Raw genomic sequence first — 21,736 nt, forward strand, 5'->3', positions numbered from 1 at the left:
GGAGTCCCCCGCGACGAACGGTACGTCGCCGTCTTTCGTTCGAACCCGTACGAGACGCCGAGTTCACGCGACGAGCAGGAACGCACCGCCGAGCACCGCCAACGAGCCGAGACCGATGCAGACCGCCCAGAAGGAGACGCGCTCTACGACCCGCATCAGCGCGTCGATGGTGAGGTAGCCGACGACGGCGCTGGCGGCGAGCGCCACCGCCGCCGCACCGGGTTCGACCGCCGGGAGACTGCCGGTGTCGAGGACGACCAGCACGCCCGCTCCCGCGGCCGCCGGGATGCTGAGCAGGAAGGAGAGGCGGAAGGCGCTGGGTCCGTCGTGACCGCGGAACAGGAGCGCGCTCGCGGTCGTACCCGAGCGGGAGACGCCGGGGATGATTGCGATCCCCTGCATCGCGCCGACGAGCACCGCGTCGAGCAAGTCCGGCGACTCCCGGCCGCCCATATCGAGGCTGTCCACCGTGCGGAGGAGGACGCCGGTGCCTATCAGGAGAACGCCGATGAGCGCGACGAATCCGCCGCCCGCCAGTGTGGGGACGATCTTGTAGAGGGTAAAGTACGCGAGGAGGCCGACGACGCCCGAGACGACCGTGGCGACGGCGAGGAACGTGAGTTCTGCGCGGTCGCCCTCGAAGGCCGAGGGGGGCCGCCAGCGCGGAAGTTCCCGGAGGACGTCCTCGAGTTCGCCGCGGTAGTAGACCGCCGCTGCGATGGCGGTTCCGGCGTGTAAGAACAGCGAGAATCGCACCGCGGCCTCCGGCGCGGTTCCGACCGCGGTGAGAAAGAGGGTGATGTTCCCTTCGCTGGAGATGGGGAGCCACTCGAAGATGCCTTGGAGGACTCCGGCGAGGAGCGCGATGAGGAGCGAGCGGTCGACCATGTCGAAGGTGGGTCGGGCGGAAGTGAAAGGTGATTCGGTTTCGGCGCACTCCTGTTAGCGAACCATCCTCTCAGGGCGTTTACCTGCTCGGTTCGTCGTTTCGTAGCGGCCGCGTCTCCGCGCTCACATCGTGTAGCCGAGGTCCCGGAGCTGCTGTTCGACCGCCGAATCGTCGTACTCCTCGCCCTGTTCGGGCGGTTCCGAGCGAATTTCCTTGCGCTCCCCGTTCCGCGTGACGAACCACGGTACCTTCACCAGTTCGTCCATGTACACGCCGTTCGGATGGCCGTACGTTCGAATCGGCGTCGGGAACAGGCGCTCGCCGAGGAGTTCGCCGTGGTCGGCCGAGACGACCGTTTTTCCGGGGAGTTCCGGGAGGAGTCGCTCGACCTCGTCCAAGACGAGGTCCACGTTCTCCTCGTAGGCGCGTCGGACCAACCCGTCTTCGAAGCCGTACTTCGAGGTGATCGCATTCAGTTCGTCCGTCGCGTCGAAGTGCTCCTGGCCGGTTGGGCCGAGAAACGGGTAGTGCGGTTGGACGTAGTGGACGAGAAGCCGCTTGTCCGGATACTCCTCGGCGGCGTCCATCGCGGCCTCGGTCAGCGTCTCCGGTCGAGCGATGGTGTTCTCCTCGCCTACCCGGTGTTCGTCCTGCCAGACGCCGACGTGCGCGTGTAGTTCCGAGTTCAACTCGTCCAGTATGTGAACGTAGTTTCCGTTCGCGTCGACGTAGACCACGTCGTGAAGCTCCCGATTCGAGAAATTCGCCCGAATCCACTCCCGCGTCATGCTCCCCCGCGAGACGCGCGATTCGAGCGTCCCGTCCAGCCTGTCGGCCTTGGCTTCGAACGCGTCGTACCGACAGGCGTCCAAGATGACGAGGTTATCCCAGTCCTCCTCGAACACGTCGATTCCGTCGTTGTACTGGCCGTCCGTCCGTCGATCGTAGTAGAGTCGGCTGAGTTGCCGACCGACTGCGTACCTGTCGGGGATGTTGCCCTCTTTGATTCGTCTCAGGGCACGGTCGATCATACTCGAAAACGGGTCGATAGCCTATTTATGTATTGTGTCCGTTCGGCGGAACGACCTCCGCGGGTTCGTTCCGTCGCTCGCCCCGACAATCGTAACGAATGGACTTACCCTCGCAGATAGAATACTCTTATAGCCCACCCTTGTCTCAGCTACTCGTATGGATCTGATTGCATCTAACGATGCGAGAACGAATCCTTGGTCACGGGTGCTCCTCCTCACCGTCACTCTCGTTCTGGGTCTCATGTTGGTCGCCCCGCTCTTCCGCGTCTTCGTTCGGCTCACCGGACTTCCCCTCCCGCTCCCGCTGCTGTGGGGCGTCGGATTCGCCGGACTCGCCTACGCGGCGGTCGTCGCCCGCGAGCGAGCGTGGATACTCGGAGGCATCGTCGCGCTGGTCGTCTTCGCCACCTTCAACGCCGACGTACCGTTCATGGCGGCGGCGCATCGATACCCCAAGGACGTGGTCGCTCGTCTCCTCCTCGTCCACTTCCCGCTCGCGTACCTCTGCGCGGTGGCGGTCGCGAAGGGCTGGTATCGAGACTCGGCGAGCGTCCCCGTCTACCTCCTCGCGGGCTTCGTCGCGGCGACCCTGCTCTCCGCGCTCCTCGGCGTCCGCCCGAGGCTCGTTCCGGCCGGGTTCTTCGTCCTCTACGCGGTCGAACTGGTCGCGCTCGTCTGGCTCGTCGAAACCGCCATCGCTCGCGATCTCGTCGCGCCGCGCCAGCTCGCGGTCGTCTTCCTCATCGCGGTAATCGGCCACTCGCTCGTCGGCGTCGCGCAATTCCTCAATCAGGACCCGTTCGGCATGACGTACCTCGGCGAGGGTGGCATGCACAACCGGGTGTGGCTGACGCTTCCGCTCGCGGGAACCTTCAGCATCGGCCCGTTCGTCGCCGGATTCACGGGGATATCGTTCACGCTCGCCGTCTTCTGTACGGCCGCGGTACCGCTCGCGATCGGGATGGCGTTTCGGGCGCGCGACTGGCGGCGTCCCGCGCTCGTCGCGGGGCTCGTTCTACTGGTCGTCATCATCAGATTCTCGGCGTCCGATTCGGTTCGCGGCGCGTTTCTGCTGACGCTACTGGCCTACGGCGGACTGCTGGCCGTCCTCGCTCGGCGGAACGCCTCCCCCCTCCGACCGTCGAGGGGGACGGTCGTCCGCGCCGCCTGTCTCACGCTCGTCCTCGTGTCGATCGTCGCGCTGCCGTCGATGGCGTCCGACACGTCGTTTTCCATTCCCGACGGCGATTCCGCGTCCGCTCCGACGGACCCCGCTTCGCACGGTCAGTCTCCGTCGACCACGACGACCGAGACGACTACGACCGAAACGACCGAAACGACCGAAACGACGACCGAGACGGCGACCACGACGCGGGACGCGCCCGAGACGACCGGCGGCGAGGCCACGAAGGAGGTCTCGATTCCGCTGTTCTCGACGAAACACCTGGGAGTTCGATTCCGCCAGTACGCCGTCGCGCTCGACGTGTTCGCCTCCCACCCCGTCGTCGGCATCGGCGGCATGAACTTCGTCCACGTCGCGGAGGAGTACGGACTGCCGGTTCCCGACGGGTACGCGCATCCTCGACTCATCCACAACACCTACCTCGCGCTGCTGACCGAGACCGGACTGCTCGGGTTCGCGCTGTACGCCGGGGCGATCGCCGTCGTCGGCTACTACGGCTGGCGACTCCTTCGGTCCCGCTCGACCGGGACGCTCCTCGTCGCCGGAACGCTGGCCGGGCTACTCGGTATCGCGGCGTACTCGTTCTGGAATCCGCAACTCTACAACGCGAAGATCACGTTCGTGTTCTGGATTCTGGCCGCGACGATATCGGGCGAGTATCGAAAGCGTCGACCGTAACGGAGTTCTGCTCGCGGAGGGCGGTTCCTCTATATAAAGACTGTATCGTCTAATCCGACAGTACTTATGTTAGTATTCTGTACCGACAGGTAATGGCCCGGGCCGAAATCGAATGGACGGTTCCCGACTTCACCGACTTCTGGAAGGGAATCTGTTTCGCCGCGCTCCTCTCCCTCTCCCTCTGGTACGTCGTCTTCCTCGCGCTCTAACCCCGTTCCGAACCGCTTTTCGGATTCGTTCCGACGCCCCGGAACGCCGTTCGACGCACCGACGGAAACGACCGAGTCGGCGACTCCGCCGAGTTCGGACGCGGTCTCCGATACGGCCGGTGCGTTCGACGTTGCAATTTGGAAATGATATAATAGAACAATATACATTTCGAGTGTGATATCAAGATTTTTATTAAAATTAGCGGCATACAGCATTTATACAGTACTCCTGCCCTTACTCAGCTAATGGTCTCCGGTCTCCGCTATCGACTGGCGAGCGTCGGTGGTACTGTTCTGACCGTCGTCCTCGCCGTCTTACTCGCGAACCACGCTGCCGTCCAGCAGACGTCGACGACGCTCCTCCCCGTCGTCAGCCAGTTAGAGCCGCAGATACTCGCCGCGGAGCGCTTTACTATCACGATTCTCGCGACCGCGACGGTCGTGACCGCCAGCCTCGTTCCCCTGTTCAAGCCCCGCCCTCGGCGAATCCTGGACATCGTCTTCGTCACGGAAAAACGAGTGCTGATAGCGTGTTTCGCGCTCGCGACCATCGGCTACTTCGATTACACCTACCGACTACCGCGTTCGACGCTCATCGTCGTCACGGCGCTGCTCGGCCTCGCTCTCCCGCTCTGGTTCGTTACGATTCGGCGTCCGCCCGTCGGCGACTCCGAGCGAGCCATCGTCGTCGGCGACGACATCGACCAGATCGGCTCCGTCCTCGAAACCACCAGCATCCCGGTGTTGGGGTACGTCTCCCCGCCGAACAAGTACGAGATTCAAGGGAAACAGCGCCAACCCCTCGTCGCCGACGGTTGGGGCGAACAACCGTTCTCCGAGGTCGAGCGGCTCGGCGGCCTCTCCCGGTTGGAGGAAGTGCTGGTGGAAAACGACATCAACACCACGATACTCGCCTTCTCGACCTCCGACCGGGCCGAGTTCTTCGGCGCGCTCGACACCTGCTACAAGCACGGCGTGACCGCGAAGGCCCACCGCGAACACACGGACAGCGTGCTCACGCGGTCGGAGACGACGGACACCGACGAACTCGTCGACATCGCCCTCGAACCGTGGGACTGGCAGGACTACCTGTTCAAGCGAATCTTCGACGTGACGTTCGCGGCCGTGAGCCTCGCGGTGTTCGCGCCCGTCCTCGTCGTCATCGCGCTCGCCATCAAGCTCGACAGCCCGGGGCCGGTCTTCTACAGTCAGGAGCGGACGGCGGAACTCGGCGACACGTTCCCGGTGTACAAGTTCCGAACGATGCTGCCCGACAGCGAGTCGGCGGAACCCGAGGAGGACGAGGACAACGACCGCATCACGCGCGTCGGGCGGGTGCTCCGGAAGACCCACCTCGACGAGCTTCCGCAGCTCTGGACGATACTCACGGGGAAGATGAGCGTCGTCGGCCCGCGCGCCGTCTGGACGGACGAGGAGCCCCTGTTGGAGGCGGAGACGAAGACGTGGCGAAAGCGGTGGTTCGTCAAACCCGGACTCACCGGACTGGCCCAGATTCACGACGCCAAGAGCACGAGTCCGAAGACGAAGCTCCGGTACGACCTGGAGTACATCCGCCGTCAGTCGTTCTGGTTCGACCTCAAAATCGTCGCGCGGCAGATATGGCAGGTCGCCGAGGACACGGTTCGGTTCACGAAGAGCGACGGGTCCGCGGGCGAGTAAGCCGCTCGCCCGACCCGGCGATTCTCGGCAATTACCCTGATAATCCCGGCGAGCGAACGGTACGTATGCGCCACGCACCGACGGACGACGACGAAGGAAAACCGGTGTTCAACGTGGACGACCAGAAGATCGGCATCGTCGCTCGGGTGAGCGACGGCACGGCGTACATCGACCCCGACCCGAGCATCGTGGACGAGTACAGGGTGATGCTCGGCTGGGGCGACGAGTCGAAGGACGTCCACCCGCTCCCGCCGGACGCCATCGACGAGATAACCGACAAGGAGATTCGGCTGCGAACCAGCGACGCGTGACGGCGAACCCACAGCCTCAAGTCGGCGGTCTGCGTGCACCCCGCCGTAGATGCGCGTCAGAACCGTCGGCGACGGGACGCCCGAACTCGCGGTCGTCGCGTGCCTCCACGGCGACGAACCGTGCGGGAAGACCGCCGTCGAGCGCGTGCTGGCAGAGGAGCCGACGTTCGAACGCCCCGTCCGATTCGTCGTCGCCAACGAGGAAGCTATCGCGGCGGACGCCCGGTGCGTCGACGAGGACCTGAACCGCGCGTTCCCGGGCGACCCCGACGGGCCGACGCACGAATCCGAACTCGCGGCGGCGCTCCTGTCGGAACTGCGCGGCTGCGCCGTTCTCGACTTCCACTCGACGCGCTCGCACCCCGACCCGTTCGCGCTGGTCTCGCGGCTGAACGACCGGACGAAACGAATCGCGCGGGCGACCGGCGTCGGTCGCGTGGTGGACATCAGCTACGTCGCCGGCGGTCTCGTCGACCACGTCGACGGCGCGGCGGTCGAGTGCGGACTTCGCGGCACCGAGCGGGCGGCGCGAAACGCGGAGCGCGTCCTCCGCAACGTCCTCGGTTCGACGGGCGCGCTCGACGCGCTCTCGGAGGGGGGGACGCCCGAACTGTACCGCGTGTTCGACGCGGTGACGGGGCGCGGTTACGAGTTCGTCGGCGAGAACTTCGTCCGCGTCGAGGAAGGGGAGGTGTTCGCCCGGAAGGCGGGCGAGGAGTTGCGCGCCGACCGCCCCTTCTACCCGGTGTTGATGTCCACCGACGGGTACGACGAGATGGTCGGCTTTCGCGCGGAGCGGGCGGGAAAACTCTGAGGGTCGGTCACCGGCGCGCGCCGGTTCCCGGCCGCCCGGTTTCGAGGTCTATCCGCCCGTTCGGCATCGGGACGCCCTCGTACTCGTCCTCGGCGAGCAGGAGCGACCCGTCCACGTCGGCGTAGTCGAGCAGCGGCGCGAGGTGGCAGGCCGCGGCGATGCTGGCGTTGCTCTCTATCATGCAGCCGAGCATGACCTCCATCCCGTGCGCTCTCGCGGTGTGTATCATCCGCATCGCCTCGCGGAGTCCGCCGCACTTCATCAGTTTCAGGTTGGCGATGTCGGCCTTGTCGGCGATTCGCGGGACGTCTTCGAGCGTCACGCAGGACTCGTCGGCCGCGATGGGGAGGGCGGCGCGCTCCCGGACGAACCGCATCCCGTCCGGATTCTCGGCCGGAACCGGCTGTTCGACGAACTCCACGTCGTACTCGGCGAGCGCGTCGATTTTCCGTATCGCCTCGCGCGGACTCCACGCCTGATTCGCGTCCACTCGAATCGTCGCGTCGGGGGCGGCGTTCCGAACCGTCCCGACTATCTCCTCGTCGCGGTCGGTGCCGACTTTCACCTTCAGCGTTCCGTAGCCGGCTTCGACCGCCTCCTCGGTCTTCTCGCGCATCACCTCGGTCTCGTCGATACCGATGGTGAACGAGGTCTCGACGCTTTCCGCGGGGTCGAGCCCCCAGTACCGGTAGAGCGGGAGGTCGGCGCGCTTCGCCGCGAGGTCGTGGAGCGCGATGCTCACCGCGCAGCGCGCCGCCGGGTTTCGGTTCACCGTCTCGCGCATCTCGCGCTCGATTCGGGCGAGCGCGTGGGGGTCGCCGGCCGATTCGACGACGGCGAGCAGGTCGGGCAACACCGCCTCGACCGTCGCCGCCGTCTCGCCGTAGTGTTCGGAGGGAGCCGCCCCGCCGATGCCGACGTTCCCCGCGTCGTCCTCGATTCGGACGACGACGTTCTCGGCGGTCGTCTGGGTCCCCCGCGAGATGGTGAACGGGCGTTCGAGCGGGAGGGTGAGTCGCTCGAACGAGGTCGTGAGGGTCACAGTATCGCCTCCAGCACGTCGTCCGCGTCGTGGCGGACCGGGTCGGTCGCCGGCGCGCCGAGGGCGGATTCGTACAACCGAATCGCCTCGCGGGCCGCGTCGCCGTCCTCGATCCCCGAGGTGTTGATGGCCCCGGCGACGACCTCCGTCTCGTGGACCGGTCGGGCGAGGTCCTCGTAGAGCGAGACGTACTCGGAAATCGGCGGCAGGGAGAACGATTCGTACCCGTGGATGACCTCCTTGCCCGCCTCGTGACAGAGGACGAGTTTGTCGGCCATCGACCCGTGGAGGATGCCGCAGGTCACGGCGGAGTAAGCGGGGTGGACGATGCTTCCCTGCCCCTCCACGAAGAGGTAGTCGTACTCGTCGCCGCGCTCCAGGATCATCTCTTCGACCGCCCCGGCGGCGAAGTCGCTCACCACGCGGTCGATGGGGTTCCCCCACCCGTCTATCATGATTCCGGTCTGGCCGGTCGGGATGAAGCCGGCGTCCGCGCCCCGCTCTCGGGCGGCTTCCAGCAGTTCGAGGGTCGCGGTCATCTTCCCGACGGAGCAGTCGGTGCCGACCGTGAGCACGACCTCCGCGTCCACGTCCTTCGCCACGCCTTTGCTGACGGTGAGGTCGTCGCGCGGCTTCCGCACGTCCCAGATGTCGCAGCCGTTCTCCGCGGCGAGTCGGGCGAACTCCTCGTCGTCTTCGAGGAAGTAGTGCAGTCCCGAGACGAGGTCGCAGCCGCGCTCCAGCGCCGTTCGAACGTCGGCGCGCCAGGAATCGTCGAAGCCGCCGCCGATGGGCGCGATGCCGACGACGAGCGCGTCCGCGTCCGGCGCGTCGTCCATCCCGGCGACGATGGGGGCGTCTTGCACGTCCGGCAGATAGTCGCCGACGCGCTCGCCGGCCCGGTCGCGGTCGAGCACGGCGACCACGTCGTAGTCGGCGTAGCGCAGGATTCCGACCGCCGTCTTCGCGCGGTCGGGGAACTTCTCGTGAGCGAGTATGGCCACCTGCATGCGTGTGCGGTGGTGGCAGGGCGGCTTAAAGCCCCCCTTCGCGGTAACGCGGGGAGCGACCCGAAGTCGCGGCACCGACGTGGCGAAAATCGACGGACGAGCGGCGCTCGGGCGTCGCCCGGCGTCCGGGCGTCACTCGGGATACTTCGGTTCGCGCTTCTCGGCGCGTTCGAGCGCGGTTTCGACGACGTCCCGAACGTCCCCGTGGAACTCGTCGCCGTGTCCCGCGTACATGTGCTCGACCGAGTCGGGCATCCGGTCGAGTATCTCGCGGATGCTTTCTATCAACTCCTCGCGGGACTGGCCGGCCATGTCGGTGCGCCCGAAACTCCCGTAGTCGAACGCGCCGTCGTCGTGGACGACCACGTCGCCGCTGAAGATGGTCGAGTCGCCGACGAAGGCGACGTGGTCGTCGGCGTGCCCCGGCGTGTGGACGACCTCGAACTCCTCGTCGCCGATTCGAACGGCGTCGCCGTCCTCGAGCGCGACGTCGCGGCGCGGGTGGGAGCCGTAGGCGGCGAGGTCGGCGTCGAAGGCGTCCAGCACGGCGTCGAGTCGTTGGACGTGGTCGCCGTGCTGGTGGGTCAGTACGACCGCGTCGAGTTCGTCGGTGCGTTCGCGTATCGCGTCCACGACGCCGTCCATCGCCCCGGCGTCCACGAGGACCGGACGGTCGCCGAGCGCGAGGTAGGCGTTGCACGTGAACGTCTCCGCGTCGGCAGTGACGTTGACGACTTGCATGGTGGGCCGTTTCGCATCCCGTACCAAAGATGTGACGGGCGGCGAGCAATTTTAGTATCCCAAGTCCCTATCGTGATACACACATGGGTTTTGGGAGCTACGACGAGTCCGAACAGGAGAACCGGGAGTACGACGCCGATTTGGACGACGATAGCGGCGTAAACACGTCGGAGCACAACCACGAGGGGAGCGTCGACTTCGAAATCGGCGCGTCGAACGACGAACTCTTGGACCGCCTCTCGGAAATCAAAAACGACGAGTAGCGTGAAACCCGGCGTCCGGGCGCTCGGGGTCGCGGAATCGTACGACGGACCGACCAGCACGCTCGCCGGCGTCGTCGTGCGCGCGAGCCGAGTCGTCGACGGCTTCGTTTTCGGAACCTGTACCGTGGGCGGAACGGACGTGACCGACTCGGTCGTCGACCTCGCGGAGCGCCTCGACCGCGAGGACGTGCGCTACGTCCTCGTCAGCGGCATCGCGCTGGCGTGGTACAACGTGCTCGACATGCACCGCGTTCACGAGGCGGTCGACCGCCCCGTCATCTCCGTCACCTTCGAGGAGAGTGACGGCCTCCGGGACTCGCTCGAAGCCGAGTTCTCCGGCGACGAACTCGACCGGCGACGGGAGGTCTACCGGAGACAACCCGCGCGGCGGAGACTCGCGGTCAACGACCAGACCGTCTTCGTCCGGAGCGTCGGCATCGACGGGGAGGAGGCCCGCGACGTGGTCGGGGCGTTCACGCCGGAGGGCGGCCGACCGGAACCCCTCCGAGTGGCGCGCACGGCCGCCCGCGCCGCCGACGAGTGGCGGGCCGAGGGGGTTTAATACGTCCCCTCCGTTGCGCCGATTATGGGTACGATGGAGGGACTGGAAGTCACCGAGTGCACGCGCTGTCCGGCGTTGGTCGACTGCCGGAGCCGAATCGTCAACGGCGCAGGGCCGGAGGACGCGGACGTCCTCTTCGTCGGCGAGGGGCCGGGCGCGCGCGAGGACGAGCGGGGCGAACCGTTCGTCGGCAGGAGCGGGTCGGTGCTCGACGAGGGGTTACGCGACCACGGTCTCTCGCGCGCCGACGTTCGAATCACGAACTGCGTGCGCTGTCGCCCGCCGGAGAACCGCGACCCCACGAAGGAGGAACTCGACAACTGCCGCGAGTACCTGGAGCGCGAGATAGCGCTCGTCGACCCCGACGTCGTCGTCACCCTCGGAAAGGTGCCGAGCGAACACCTCCTCGGCCGCGACGTGGCGGTGACGCGCGAGGCCGGGACGATGGCCAACGCCGAACTCGGCGGCGAGGTGCGCGACGTGCTCGTCTGCGTCCATCCGGCGGCGACGCTCTACGACCGGAGCCAGGAGTCGACGTTCCGGAACGCCATCGACAAGGCGGCGACGCTGGCGGGGTCGAGCGGCGGCCAGTCGAGTCTTGGCGAGTTCTAGGGACCGCATCACCGAACGATGGTCACCGTCATCGGCGCGCGGCGCGCGACCGTCTCGGCGACGGACCCGAGGAGGACGTTCGAGATGTCCCCCGGACCGCGCGTTCCGACGACGATGTGGTCCACGTCGTTCTCCTTGGCGTAGACGAGTATCTGGCGCGACGGCGACCCCAACTTGACGACGCTCTCGAACGGAACGCCGCGTTCGTCCGCCCGCTCGCGCAGCTCCTCGTGCAGTTCCTTCGCGCTGTCCCACTCCTTCTGGTACCACTCCTGCGAGTAGGCGGGCATCCCCGCCTTCCCCAGCGGCGACTGATACCCCGGCGACAGCGAGTCGGTGTCGAAGGGGTTGACGACGGTGATGACGGTGATTTCGACGTCGGGCATCGTCAGCGCGTAGTCCAGCGCCGCCTCCGCCGCTTCCGACCCATCGAGCGAAACGAGTACGTGCTCCCCCATACTCGCGGAAACAACCGCGGGTCAGTAAAGCGATTTTCTCTCTTTCTGCCACGAGCGGCGGGGGACTTAGCCCGTGCTCAAGACGAACTCGAAGAGGACGTACGAGCCGACCGCCGAGAGGGTCGGCGAGAGAATCCACAGCACGACGATTCGGCTCGTCGCCGCGGGGTCGAAGAGGCTCTCCGCCGCCAGTTCCTCGATGTCCTCCTCGCCGATGGGCGGAACCTCGGGCGTCTCGCCGCCGTCGCGGGACGCGGGCGGAGCGGACGTCTCGCCCTCCGCGACCTCGCCGATGGTCGGGCCGGGCGGAACCTCGGTTTCGCTCGTCTCGGCGATGAGCGCGCCCGTCGAGAGGTCGGCGTCCGGCGTCGGGTCGCTCGTCACGGCGGTCTCCGCCAACTCGGCGACGGTCACCGCGCGGCTGGCGCGACCCCAGCCCAGTCCGATGATGCACGAGGTGGTGCTCACCGCGAGACTCGCGGGGATGCCGAGGCGCGAGAGGACGGTGATGACGGTCGCGCCGATGAGCGAGACGATGAGCGCCGCCAGAATCGGCAGGTCGGTGATTCCTTCGCCGACGGTGGCGAGCGTCCGGCGAGCGATGGTGAACCCGCCGAGGCCGATGGCCCCGATGGCGAGCAGGATTCCCTCTTCGACGGTGATCGCGCCGTTCCCGACGAGCGGCGCGACCGCGTTCGCCGCGTTCGACGCGCCCGCGCTGAACCCCATGTAGCAGGCGATGAGGAGCACCGAGAGCGACCCGACCACGTCGCGCGCGCTGACCCCCCTCCCGAGCGCGGGCCGCGGGATCGATCCGGAGCGGTCGATTCGAACCAACCGGTCTTCGATTCGGGTGAACGTGAGTCGAGCCTCCATGTGCGGGTAGAGGTAGCGCCCGATGAACAGTCCGACCGCGAACGCGAGCAAGGGCGCGACGATCCACGCCGAGACGATGGTGAACATGAGCGACTCGTTCAGCGTGTCGGTGGCGAGCCCCAGTCCGACGATGGCTCCCACGGCGGTCATCGACGTGGACGCGGGCACGCCGTAGAGGTTCGAGATGAGGAGCGCGAACCCGGCGAAAAAGAGCACGACGATGCTCGACCCCAGGGTGAACTGGCTCGCCGGAACGATGCCCTCGCTCATGGTCTCGATGACGTTCCGCCCGACCGTCCACCCGCCCCAGAGCGCGAACCCGGTGAAGAGCGCCGCCGCTCCGACCTTTCCGATGATTCGACTCCCCACGGCGGGGCCGAACGCGACCCCCGTGGACGAACCGCCGATGTTGTAGCCGACGAACGCGGCGACGAACAATCCCACTACCAGTAGCGCGGTGACCACACTCGATACCCCCGAACTGTCGGACGTCTTCGAGCTATTTCGTTCTTTCCCGGACGACTCAAGCCCGAAACGCCGCCCACCGGAGCATGTCGTCGAACTTCACGACCGACTCGTACCGGTCGGTCGGGTCGTCGGCCAGCGCGGTCGATAGCACCTCGTCCACCGCTCGCGGGAGCGTCGGGTCGGCTCGTCGGACCGCTCGCTCGATTTCGCCCGGCGAGACGTCGGCGGGTGCCGCTCCGGTCACGAGGAAGTACGCGGTCGCGCCGAGGCGGTAGACGTCGGTTCGTTCGTCGGGTTCCCCGCCCGCGACCTGCTCGGGCGGAGCGTACGGCGAGGGGTCGCCCCGCTCGCCGAGCGCGGCGGCGAGTTCCCAGTCGCTCACGTCCGCCGTCCCGTCGCCGTCGACGAGAATCGTTCCCGGGTCGAGTCCGCCGTGGACCAGTCCGTCGGCGTGGGCGCGGTGAACCGCCGCGTTCGCTTCCGAGAGGGCGTCGATTCGCTCCGCCAGCGGTCGGCCGTCGTCGGCGAGCGACCCGCCCTCGTACTCGGGTAGTTCGATCCACTCGTCGCCGTGGTCGAGCACCGGTACGACCCCCGTCCGGTCGCTCAGGTCGGCCCATCGCTCGACCGCCGCGCGGAACGTCTCCGCGAGATCCGGGTCGGTCAGACGCTTCTCCCGCACGACCGACGGCCCGTCGTCGGTGTGCTTTCTGACGAGGTACGTTTCGGTGAACTCGTCCGCGGCGAGGCGCTCGAGGCGACCGTACTCCAATTTCGGCTCCGGGTCGACGGCGGGCGGGTCCTCGTCCTCGTTCAGTCGGCGGTACGCCGCGAACGCGCCGGTTCCGACGAGAATCCCGGAGAAGGCGAGACCGACGCCGGACCCGAGAAAGTCCGTCGTGTCGTCCACGACCGCGGCGAGAAACGGGCGTCGTCGGTCGAATCCGTACAGCGCTCCCTCCGTTCCGACGACGATTCGATCCCCCGCGGCGGTCGCCATCGTGACGGACGGGTCCGCCTGGAACGACCACCGAAGCGTTCCGTCGTCGGCGGACAGCGCGTAGAGGCGGGCGCCGTGCAGGAAGTAGCCGATACCGTCGTGGACGTCGCCCCAGAATCGATAGAAGTCGTCGCCGGTGGGGAGTTCGAACGTCCAGCGTTCCGTCCCGTCGAAATCGACCGCGGAGATGGCTCCTCGCGTCGCCGAGAACACCGCGCCGTCGCCCACGATGGGTTCGTATCCGTTCACCATTTTGGCGTCGTACCGCCAGCGTACGCTCCCCTCTGTCACGTCTATCGCGGAGAGCTTCTTCCCCCACCGGTACAGCGTGCCGTCGTGCAAGACCGGTCGCGGGACCGTACCGTCCGTGGCAACCGACCACAATCTGGAGCCGTCCGCGGGGTCGAGCGCGAGCGACGCACCCTCGCTCTCGCAGTACGCGCGCTCCCGGTCGGCGAGCGTCAGGCGAACGCCGTCCAGCCCCCGCTCCGCCGCTCCCCAGCGTTTTCTACCGTCCTTCGCGGAGCGAGCTTCGATATCGTTCGACGAGCCGACGTACACCGTATCGCCGACGTGAACGAGTCGATAGACGTGTCGTTCCATCCCGAACGACTCCTCCCACGCCTTCTCTCCGGCGTTCAGGTCGATTGCGGTGACTTCGGATTGGTTCGATACGTAGGCGTTTCCGCCGCCGAACTCCACGCCGTACGAGTGGTCGCCGAGCGGACACCGCCATCGTTCGTCGCCGCTCTTCGGGTCGAGCGCGACGAACGCAGATTCTCGCCCCGTCCGCCCCTCGCCGACGGTCGCCACGGCGTAAACGGTGCCCCCCTCGACGAACAGGTTGTACAGCGACGGGAACGAAACGGTCCACTTCTCGTTCCCGTCCGCGAGTCCGAAGGCGTGAACGGTAAGCCGTCGCGGGTCGTTCGCGTTCGAATCGGAGACGCTGACCGCGTACACCGTCCCGTCTCCAGTGGCGAGGGGATAGTACGCCTCGACGTTCGACCCGGACACCGTCCACTCCGGTTCCGGCGCGTCCCCGGCGGGCGGTTCGGTGGTGGTCGTCTGAGCGCGGCCGACCGCGGCGGCCGCGCCGAGGGTTCCGGAGGCCGAAAGAAAGCCCCGTCTGGAGAGCGAGGAGGGCGAGGAATCCATGACCGTACTCACCAGCAGGAATTATTTAAACGTAGTGACGAACGGCGGAAAGTCAGTTCCCCTCGCTCGTGCCGAACCACCGATTCGCGTCGCCGAGGTTCCGGACGGATTCGAGCAGTCCCGCGCGCTCGTTCTTGACGCCGAGCGCGGCGGCGAACGGGCCGGTTTCGGCGACGTCTGCGGTTCCGCTGTCGAGCGCGGTGAGCGTCGCGCTGTAGTCGCTCGCGTACTTCAGCTCGACCGAGTCGACCGCTCCGACGTAGCTCTCGAATCGGTCTTCGATCGGCGTGTACTGCGCCATCATCTGCTCTTGCGACTCCTCGGCGACAACAGGAACTCGAGCTTCCCGTCGACGTACGGCTGCTCGCCGAGCTTTCCGACACAGCCGGCCGCACCCGTCAAACCGAGCACACTCGCCGCGCTTGCTGCCTTGATGAACGTTCGCCGTTTCGTCATTATCGAGTCATTTTACTCTTATGCAGTTTAATGATACGTCTTCATATTTTTCTATCATAGCTTCACTATCCATACAGAAGAGAACGGTTATCGAACGACGCGCCTCGAAGGTTCCCGAAACGGAAGGAACTTGCGTACTTGGTTCGTACCCGCGACCATGGACGCGACTCTCTCCGACCGGACCGAACGGACGGCGTCGGTCGTCGTGGTCGATTACGGACTCGGCAACCTCAGGAGCGCCGTCAAGGGACTCGAACGCGCGGGAGCGAACGTCGACGTCTCCGACGACCCCGCCGCGTTCGATGCGGCGGACGGAATCGTCCTCCCGGGCGTGGGGGCGTTCCGCGAGGGGGTCGAAAACGCCGACCCGTACCGAGACGCGCTCGTCGACGCCGCGCGAGGCGGGACGCCGGTGTTCGGCATCTGTCTCGGGATGCAGATGCTGTTGACGACGAGCGAGGAAGCGGAACACGTCGGCGAGGGCGACGTGACCGGACTCGACCTGATTCCGGGGACGAACGTTCGATTCGCGGACGGACAGAAAGTTCCGCACATGGGGTGGAACGAACTGTCGGTGGAGCGCGACCACCCGCTCGTGGACGGCGTCGACGGCGAGTACGCCTACTTCGTCCACTCGTACTACGCCGTCCCCGAGAACGACGACGCCACGGTGACCGCGACCGACTACGGAACCCGGTTTCCCAGCGTCATCGCGGACGAGTCGGGAACCGTCTTCGGCACCCAGTTCCACCCCGAGAAGAGCGGCGAGACGGGGTTGCGAATACTCCGGAACTTCGTCGAGATCTGTGGCGAGGACTGAGTCCAACGGCGCATCGGGATGGGGTGGCGTCGGGATTTATAACGAGTTGAAATTTTAGTGGTGCGAGCTCACCAGTTCCCCTCTCCGACATTTACACCGGTATCTCTCCGAGAAGTAGCATCTCTACCCGAAGTGGTGAGCAGGTCCGACCGCTCGGCTGGAAAACAGATTCCGTATCGATTTCTGAAAAAGCGGGGATATACAACGAGGTTCGTCAATACTACCAATACGAATGCCCGGCCCAGCGTATCTCCGCGGCGATACGATCACTCTACACACGGTCGAAGAGGAAGATCTCGCGTTTATACGAGAAGGGTTCAACGACCCGCGAATCCGCAATAACGTCGGACGATACACTCCCTCGAATCACGCGCAACAGCAGACGTTTCACGAAGAACGAGTCACCGAGAGCGAGGATTGCATCTACTTTCTCATCTGTGTCGATGAGACGCCGGTCGGTCTCCTCTGGCTTTTCTCGCTCGACTATCAGCGAGGAAAGGGTGAAATCGGCCTCTGGATCACGCCGGACGAATGGGGCAACGGTTACGGAACAGATGCCGTGGCGCTCGTCGTCGACTACGGCTTCGAGCAACTTCGTCTCCACAAACTCATCGCACGCGTCCAAGAATCGAACGCCGCCTCGAAGCAGATTTGGGAGTCGCTCGGCTTTACGCAGGAAGGGTTTCAACGCGACGAGTTCTACTCCGACGGTGAGTATGTGAGCTACTATTACTTCGGAATCATTGCGGACGAGTGGGATGCGGACCCCGTGTGAACTCGGGACGGTGGAGACTTTCGACAGCACCATCCAGGAGCGAACGTTCGAACACGTCTAACGGCAGGATCGATATCGAATAATGCTCACTTTTTTCTTCTGATATCCATACGAGTGCGCATGGACGTTCGTGTGCTAGAAGGGGAGAGTGAACGCCGAGCGGCAGCGCCACTCCTTCAACAACTGTGGACTGACCGTGATCGTGACGAAATCGTTGCGTGGACTGGCGAGGAAGAGTACCGATTGTTCGGTGGATTCGCTGACGACGAACTCGTCGGAGTAGCGGGAGTCGTGATTCAACAAGTGCTCCATCATCGGCGCCACGCGTGGCTCTACGACCTCGTTGTCGACGAACCCCGGAGAGAAGAGGGATACGGAACCGAACTCGTTCGGTTCGTTGAAAAGTGGGCGAAGCAGAACGATTGCGAGTACGTCGCGTTGGCGTCGCCTGTCTCGAAAGAGGAGGTGCACCAGTACTATGAGAAGCGAAATTACGACCGATGGGGGTACGTCATCGAGAAAGAGCTCTGATGGGGAGGAGGTGCATTCGCGAGGTGTCCTTATTCGGCGGCAAGCGCACGGTCTTCGGCGTCCTCGTCCGACAGGGTAGACGGTGCTATCGTCGACTGTGTGGACGTTTCGGACCGTGTGGGAGTCGTCGTGGACTTCCGGGTAGTCTTCGAGACGGTGATTTCGTGAGATTCGGGATCGTTCCGTGATGCTCCGAGACAGCCCGCGGTTCCGAGGCCGATAGCGACGCCGCAGAGGGCGAGAACGTCCCTTCGAGAAACGAAGAGGACATGATTTCAGATAGACTGGAGTTCGCTAAATGCTTTCTGTGTCGGTCAGGCGCTCGATCGATAGCAACGAGACCGCGTTCACAGGAACTCGCGCACGTCCGAGTACCACATATCGTGGTTATCCATCGCGTCGACGCGTCGGGCGATTTCCGCGGCCAGAACGTGCCAGCACAGCGCGGTCGGGTCGTCCGGATCGAGATTGTACTCGCTGTCCCTGCACGTGCAACCGTTCTCCACGATGTACTCGTCCTCGAAACCGACGACGACCACGAAATCGCGGTACTCCTTGACCCGTCGCTCGGAGACCGCCTCGATGGCCTGTCGCCCCCGGTCGTCGTGAACCGCGAGGATGCGCCGGACGACCGCCGGGGTGAGCTTTCCGACGTCGGCCAGTTCGCCCTGCCACCGCTCGACGGGGGTCACGGCGTCCCCTCCTCGGACGAGCGCGGACGACTCTCGGGAGACACGGTCCGTCGGTTCGGACGGGTGAAATAAACTCGTTCCGGTACCTGACGGCGATCGTCCCGTTCGTCGTCGGAACCGCCGACGACGGGAACGCGGTCCCGCCTCCGGAAGCACCTCGCCCGCCGGCCGCCGCCGAAACGCGACCATCCTCCCGAGCGGCGTTTTCGCGCTCGTTCCGTACGCCTTTTCGCGCCGCGACCCCGACTTCGGACCATGAACGTCCGCGAAGGTGACGTCGAGGTGGCCGTCCCCGAACAGGACGGCGATAAAATCACCGACGACGTGTTCTTCAACCCGGTACAGGAGTTGAACCGCGACCTGACGGTGGCCGTCCTGCGAGCGTACCGCGACCGCGAACCGCGGGCGGAGAGCTACCTCGACGCGATGGCCGCCTCCGGTATCCGCGGCGTGCGCGCCGCGAAGAACGACTGGGACGCGACCTGCGCGGACATCGACCCCGAGGCGGTCGAACTCTGCCGGGCGAACTTCGAGCGCAACGACCTCCCGGGCGAGGCCGTCCACCGGAACGCCAACGCGCTCATGCACGAGTCGGTGTTCGACGTGGTGGACATCGACCCCTTCGGCACGCCGATTCCCTTCGCCGACGCCGCGTTCGCCAACACCCGCGACCTCGTCTGCGTCACGGCGACCGACACCGCGCCGCTCTGCGGGGCGCACTTCCGCAGCGGCGTCAGAAAGTACGGCGCGATTCCGCGGAACACCGATTACCACGCCGAGATGGGCGTCCGCATCCTCCTCTCCGCGCTCGCCCGGACCGCCGCCCGGTACGACGCGGGGGTCACGCCCGTCCTCACGCACGCGACGAACCACTACGTCCGGACGTACCTCGAACTCGACCACAGCGCGACCGACGCGAACGCCGCCGTCGACGAACTGGGTCACATCTACCACTGCGAAGACTGCCTCCACCGCGAGTACGACCACGGACTCGTCGCCGACCCCCTCGACGCCTGTCCGGCGTGCGAGAGCGACCGCGTCCTCACGGCCGGCCCCGTCTGGCTCGGGCCGACCCACGACGCCGAGTTCGTCGCCGACGTTCGCGGGGAAGTGACCGAGGAGATGGGAACCGCGAAACGCGCGAGAAAGCTCCTCGACGCGCTCGAAGGCGAACTCCGCGAACCGACCCACTACGACCAACACCGCCTCTGCAAGGAGTGGACGCGCTCCGCCTCCGGCATGGACGAGTTCCTGACTCGACTTCGAGACGCGGGGTACGAGGCGTCGCGCACGCACTACGGCGGAACGACGTTCAAGACGCCGGCGAGCGTCGCGGAGATTCGAACCGCCACGCGACCGTAGCGAAATTTTTTGTGCGATTTCGTGGAAACAGCGCACGTGACTCTCCGAGCAACCGCGCGCGAAATCGTCGAGCGGGCACGTGAACAGGAGATAACGTTCCTCGCGGCCGGGATCGCTTACTACGCGTTCGTCTCGATACTCCCCGCCCTGCTGCTGGCGCTCGCGCTCGCGTCGTTCGTCGGCGGCGAGACGTTCGCCAACGACATCCTCGCGACCGTCCAGAGCTATCTCTCGCCGAAGGCGCAGCGGGTCGTCGAAAACGCCCTCACGGACGTGTCGGGACGGGGCGGTGCGACGGTCGTCGGCGTCCTCGTCCTCACGTGGGGGACGCTTCGGGTGTTCCGCGGCCTCGACGAAGCGTTTTCGCGCGTCTACGGCGTGGACACCGAGGAGTCGTTTTTCGAGACGTCGACCGACGCGCTCGTGGTGCTCGCGGTTATCTCGCTCGCGGTCACGGGTATCGCTCTCGTCAACATCGCCCTCTCGTCGCTCCCGTGGCTTCCGTTCGCGGAGACCATCACCTCCCTCATTCTCCTCTTCGCGCTCGTGCCGATATTTCTCCCGCTGTACTACTTCTTTCCGGACACCGAACTCACGATTCGAGAGGCGCTTCCCGGCACGGCGGTGGCGACGGTCGGCTTGACTGCCCTGCAAGCGTTCTTTCAGGTGTACGTCTCGCTGAGCCAGTTCACCGCGTTCGACGTGCTCGGCGGTGCGCTCCTGCTCGTGTGGTGGCTCTACTTCGGAGCGATACTCATCCTGCTCGGCGTCGTCGTGAACGCCGTCCTCGCCGGACAGGGGTACAGGAAAACTAAAGACGCGGGAGGAACCAAGAAAAGACAGCAGGAAGACCGAGGAGAGTACATGACCGACGATACAGAGCAGTCCGCACCGGACATTCTCGAGCTACACGACGACGTGGAACGCCTTCGGTCGGAGTTCGAGGAGTTCGAGCACGACGTCGACGAGCGCACGGTTCGAAAACCCGAACTGGAATCGGAGCTGAAACGATACGTCCGGAGCCGCATGCGTCGCGGGCACGCGCGCGGGTGGGGTCCGTATCTCGTTCTCTTGTACGGAACGGCGATGACGGTCGCCGCGTTCCGCTGGCTCGAAGCCGGTTGGGCCATCGGCGCGATGCTGGTAATCTGGCTCTCGACGCTCGGGCTCTACACCCTCATGGTGCTCGTCGGCTTCGGCGTCAGCGCGGCGGGCGTTCCGGCGCGCGTCGGCGGGCGCATCAGGGACTGGCGTTCCTAACTATGTCGAGGGGTTGGGGCGTCATCGAGTTCCTCCGCGAAGTCCTCCCGGGGTGGGCACCCGAGGCGTTCGTGTACGTGACGCAACTCGGAGACGCGTGGTTCCTCTTCGTCCTCCTCTCGTTGCTCTACTGGTTCGGCGACGACCGCGAGCGGTGGGGTTTCGTCCTCGGCGCGACCCTCGGCGCGCTCGCGCTGACGCTCCTGTTGAAGGGGCTGTTCGGCCTCCCGCGCCCGCGCGCGGCGCTCCAGTTCGTCCACGCGTCGGGCTACGGCTTCCCGAGCGGTCACGCGATAGGCTCGACGGTCGTCTGGGGACTGCTGGCGCTGTCCATCGAGCGCTCCCACCATCACGTCCGCGTGGCGGTCGCGGCCACCGTCGTCGCGCTGGTCGCGCTCTCCAGACTCGTCATCGGCGTCCACTTCGCCGTCGACGTGATAGTCGGCGTCCTCGTCGGCCTCGCCTACCTCGCCGTCGTCGTTCGGGGGCTGGACTGGCGACCGCGGCCGACGTTCGCGCTCGCCGCCGGAATCGCGTTCGCGGCGATGGTCGTCGCGGTGCTCGTCGCTCCGCGAAACTGGACGGTCGACTCCGTCGCCGCGTTCGGCGGCACGACCGGCGCGCTGGTGGCGTGGTTCGCGATGGACCATCCGTTGAACGACCGGGTCGGCCCCGCCGCGGCGGTCGTCGGCCTGCTGTTGCTCGGCGCGTTGTCCTACGTCGGACTCCGCCTGTCGGTTCCGCTCTCGGCGGTGTTCGTCATCAACGCCGTCTCGCAGGGGGGTATCCTCGCCTATCCGCGCGTCGTCGGTCGGGTCGGTGGGCGACGAGTAGATTCGTGAAAGAAGGGTTCGC

24 protein-coding genes are annotated in these 21,736 nt (G+C 65.9%); 13 read left to right on the plus strand and 11 right to left on the minus strand.

Annotated elements, in window-relative coordinates; translation table 11 throughout:
- Window positions 1-63: 63 nt before the first annotated feature.
- A complete protein-coding gene (locus tag LIX00_RS10830; protein WP_227353200.1) occupies window positions 64-888 on the minus strand; it encodes an undecaprenyl-diphosphate phosphatase in 825 nt (274 codons plus the stop codon).
- Window positions 889-1,011: 123 nt separating this feature from the next.
- Entirely contained in the window at window positions 1,012-1,920 is a 909-nt protein-coding gene (locus tag LIX00_RS10835) for an alkaline phosphatase family protein (protein WP_227353201.1), read from the minus strand.
- 157 nt (window positions 1,921-2,077) lie between these two features.
- Here LIX00_RS10835 and LIX00_RS10840 point away from each other — a divergent pair, with 157 nt between their 5' ends.
- The 4 genes from LIX00_RS10840 (at window position 2,078) to LIX00_RS10855 (ending at window position 6,795) form a co-directional block, all read left to right on the plus strand.
- Window positions 2,078-3,781: an O-antigen ligase family protein gene (locus LIX00_RS10840; RefSeq protein WP_227353202.1), complete on the plus strand. Its 1,704-nt coding sequence runs from the start codon at window positions 2,078-2,080 to the stop codon at window positions 3,779-3,781.
- A 455-nt stretch (window positions 3,782-4,236) separates the two neighbouring features.
- On the plus strand, window positions 4,237-5,670 hold the full coding sequence (locus LIX00_RS10845) for a sugar transferase (protein WP_227353203.1): 1,434 nt from the start codon (window positions 4,237-4,239) through the stop codon (window positions 5,668-5,670).
- 65 nt (window positions 5,671-5,735) lie between these two features.
- Complete coding sequence (locus tag LIX00_RS10850) at window positions 5,736-5,981, plus strand: DUF8593 domain-containing protein (protein ID WP_227353204.1); 246 nt, start codon at window positions 5,736-5,738, stop codon at window positions 5,979-5,981.
- A 49-nt stretch (window positions 5,982-6,030) separates the two neighbouring features.
- Window positions 6,031-6,795 carry a M14 family metallopeptidase gene (locus tag LIX00_RS10855; protein WP_227353205.1) on the plus strand — a complete coding sequence of 255 codons (765 nt, stop codon included), beginning with the start codon at window positions 6,031-6,033 and terminating at the stop codon, window positions 6,793-6,795.
- A gap of 7 nt (window positions 6,796-6,802) precedes the next feature.
- Here LIX00_RS10855 and LIX00_RS10860 read toward each other — a convergent pair whose 3' ends face one another.
- From LIX00_RS10860 to LIX00_RS10870, 3 genes are all read right to left on the minus strand, one after another.
- Entirely contained in the window at window positions 6,803-7,837 is a 1,035-nt protein-coding gene (locus LIX00_RS10860; protein WP_227353206.1) for a dipeptide epimerase, read from the minus strand.
- Window positions 7,834-8,847, minus strand: a complete 1,014-nt coding sequence (locus LIX00_RS10865) for an N-acetyltransferase DgcN family protein (RefSeq protein ID WP_227353207.1) — start codon at window positions 8,845-8,847, stop codon at window positions 7,834-7,836. The genes LIX00_RS10860 and LIX00_RS10865 overlap by 4 nt, the downstream gene beginning before the upstream one ends.
- Before the next feature lie 132 nt (window positions 8,848-8,979).
- Window positions 8,980-9,588 carry an MBL fold metallo-hydrolase gene (locus tag LIX00_RS10870; protein WP_227353208.1) on the minus strand — a complete coding sequence of 203 codons (609 nt, stop codon included), beginning with the start codon at window positions 9,586-9,588 and terminating at the stop codon, window positions 8,980-8,982.
- An 83-nt stretch (window positions 9,589-9,671) separates the two neighbouring features.
- On the opposite strand from LIX00_RS10870, the gene LIX00_RS10875 reads away from it, so the two are divergent.
- From LIX00_RS10875 to LIX00_RS10885, 3 genes are read left to right on the plus strand one after another with little or no spacing between them, the layout of a single operon-like run.
- Window positions 9,672-9,851 carry a DUF5786 family protein gene (locus LIX00_RS10875; protein ID WP_227353209.1) on the plus strand — a complete coding sequence of 60 codons (180 nt, stop codon included), beginning with the start codon at window positions 9,672-9,674 and terminating at the stop codon, window positions 9,849-9,851.
- 1 nt (window position 9,852) lies between these two features.
- A complete protein-coding gene (locus tag LIX00_RS10880; protein ID WP_227353210.1) occupies window positions 9,853-10,413 on the plus strand; it encodes an endonuclease dU in 561 nt (186 codons plus the stop codon).
- 24 nt (window positions 10,414-10,437) lie between these two features.
- Entirely contained in the window at window positions 10,438-11,025 is a 588-nt protein-coding gene (locus LIX00_RS10885; RefSeq protein ID WP_227353211.1) for a uracil-DNA glycosylase, read from the plus strand.
- A gap of 8 nt (window positions 11,026-11,033) precedes the next feature.
- Here the strand turns inward: LIX00_RS10885 and LIX00_RS10890 are convergent, their stop codons facing one another.
- From LIX00_RS10890 to LIX00_RS10910, 5 genes are all read right to left on the minus strand, one after another.
- Complete coding sequence (locus tag LIX00_RS10890) at window positions 11,034-11,483, minus strand: universal stress protein (RefSeq protein WP_227353212.1); 450 nt, start codon at window positions 11,481-11,483, stop codon at window positions 11,034-11,036.
- A 66-nt stretch (window positions 11,484-11,549) separates the two neighbouring features.
- Window positions 11,550-12,824 (minus strand): inorganic phosphate transporter, encoded by a 1,275-nt coding sequence (locus LIX00_RS10895; RefSeq protein ID WP_227353213.1) that lies wholly within the window; start codon window positions 12,822-12,824, stop codon window positions 11,550-11,552.
- Window positions 12,825-12,882: 58 nt separating this feature from the next.
- The gene (locus tag LIX00_RS10900; protein ID WP_227353214.1) at window positions 12,883-14,985 is read right to left on the minus strand and encodes an outer membrane protein assembly factor BamB family protein; all 2,103 of its coding nucleotides are present in this window, start codon (window positions 14,983-14,985) and stop codon (window positions 12,883-12,885) included.
- A 52-nt stretch (window positions 14,986-15,037) separates the two neighbouring features.
- Entirely contained in the window at window positions 15,038-15,289 is a 252-nt protein-coding gene (locus LIX00_RS10905) for a PhnD/SsuA/transferrin family substrate-binding protein (protein WP_227353215.1), read from the minus strand.
- Window positions 15,286-15,441 carry a hypothetical protein gene (locus LIX00_RS10910; RefSeq protein WP_227353216.1) on the minus strand — a complete coding sequence of 52 codons (156 nt, stop codon included), beginning with the start codon at window positions 15,439-15,441 and terminating at the stop codon, window positions 15,286-15,288. The genes LIX00_RS10905 and LIX00_RS10910 overlap by 4 nt, the downstream gene beginning before the upstream one ends.
- A gap of 157 nt (window positions 15,442-15,598) precedes the next feature.
- Here LIX00_RS10910 and hisH point away from each other — a divergent pair, with 157 nt between their 5' ends.
- The 3 genes from hisH to LIX00_RS10925 all read left to right on the plus strand — a co-directional run bounded on the left by hisH (window position 15,599) and on the right by LIX00_RS10925 (window position 17,567).
- Window positions 15,599-16,261: an imidazole glycerol phosphate synthase subunit HisH gene (hisH, locus tag LIX00_RS10915; RefSeq protein WP_227353217.1), complete on the plus strand. Its 663-nt coding sequence runs from the start codon at window positions 15,599-15,601 to the stop codon at window positions 16,259-16,261.
- 232 nt (window positions 16,262-16,493) lie between these two features.
- On the plus strand, window positions 16,494-17,036 hold the full coding sequence (locus tag LIX00_RS10920) for a GNAT family N-acetyltransferase (RefSeq protein WP_227353218.1): 543 nt from the start codon (window positions 16,494-16,496) through the stop codon (window positions 17,034-17,036).
- Window positions 17,037-17,156: 120 nt separating this feature from the next.
- Window positions 17,157-17,567 (plus strand): GNAT family N-acetyltransferase, encoded by a 411-nt coding sequence (locus LIX00_RS10925; protein ID WP_227353219.1) that lies wholly within the window; start codon window positions 17,157-17,159, stop codon window positions 17,565-17,567.
- Between the two features lie 347 nt (window positions 17,568-17,914).
- On the opposite strand, the gene LIX00_RS10930 is transcribed toward LIX00_RS10925, so the two are convergent.
- Window positions 17,915-18,259 carry a hypothetical protein gene (locus LIX00_RS10930; RefSeq protein WP_227353220.1) on the minus strand — a complete coding sequence of 115 codons (345 nt, stop codon included), beginning with the start codon at window positions 18,257-18,259 and terminating at the stop codon, window positions 17,915-17,917.
- Between the two features lie 255 nt (window positions 18,260-18,514).
- Between LIX00_RS10930 and LIX00_RS10935 the strand changes: the two genes are divergently transcribed.
- Genes LIX00_RS10935 through LIX00_RS10945 form a run of 3 tightly spaced genes read left to right on the plus strand, consistent with a single transcriptional unit; the run spans window position 18,515 to window position 21,723 of the window.
- Entirely contained in the window at window positions 18,515-19,621 is a 1,107-nt protein-coding gene (locus LIX00_RS10935; RefSeq protein WP_227353221.1) for a tRNA (guanine(26)-N(2))-dimethyltransferase, read from the plus strand.
- Between the two features lie 36 nt (window positions 19,622-19,657).
- Complete coding sequence (locus LIX00_RS10940) at window positions 19,658-20,881, plus strand: YihY/virulence factor BrkB family protein (RefSeq protein ID WP_227353222.1); 1,224 nt, start codon at window positions 19,658-19,660, stop codon at window positions 20,879-20,881.
- Between the two features lie 2 nt (window positions 20,882-20,883).
- Window positions 20,884-21,723, plus strand: coding sequence for a phosphatase PAP2 family protein (locus LIX00_RS10945; protein ID WP_227353223.1), 840 nt, complete (start codon window positions 20,884-20,886; stop codon window positions 21,721-21,723).
- Window positions 21,724-21,736: the final 13 nt, after the last annotated feature.

Source organism: Haladaptatus salinisoli (assembly GCF_020614375.1).
In the GTDB taxonomy this organism is placed as follows: domain Archaea; phylum Halobacteriota; class Halobacteria; order Halobacteriales; family Haladaptataceae; genus Haladaptatus; species Haladaptatus salinisoli.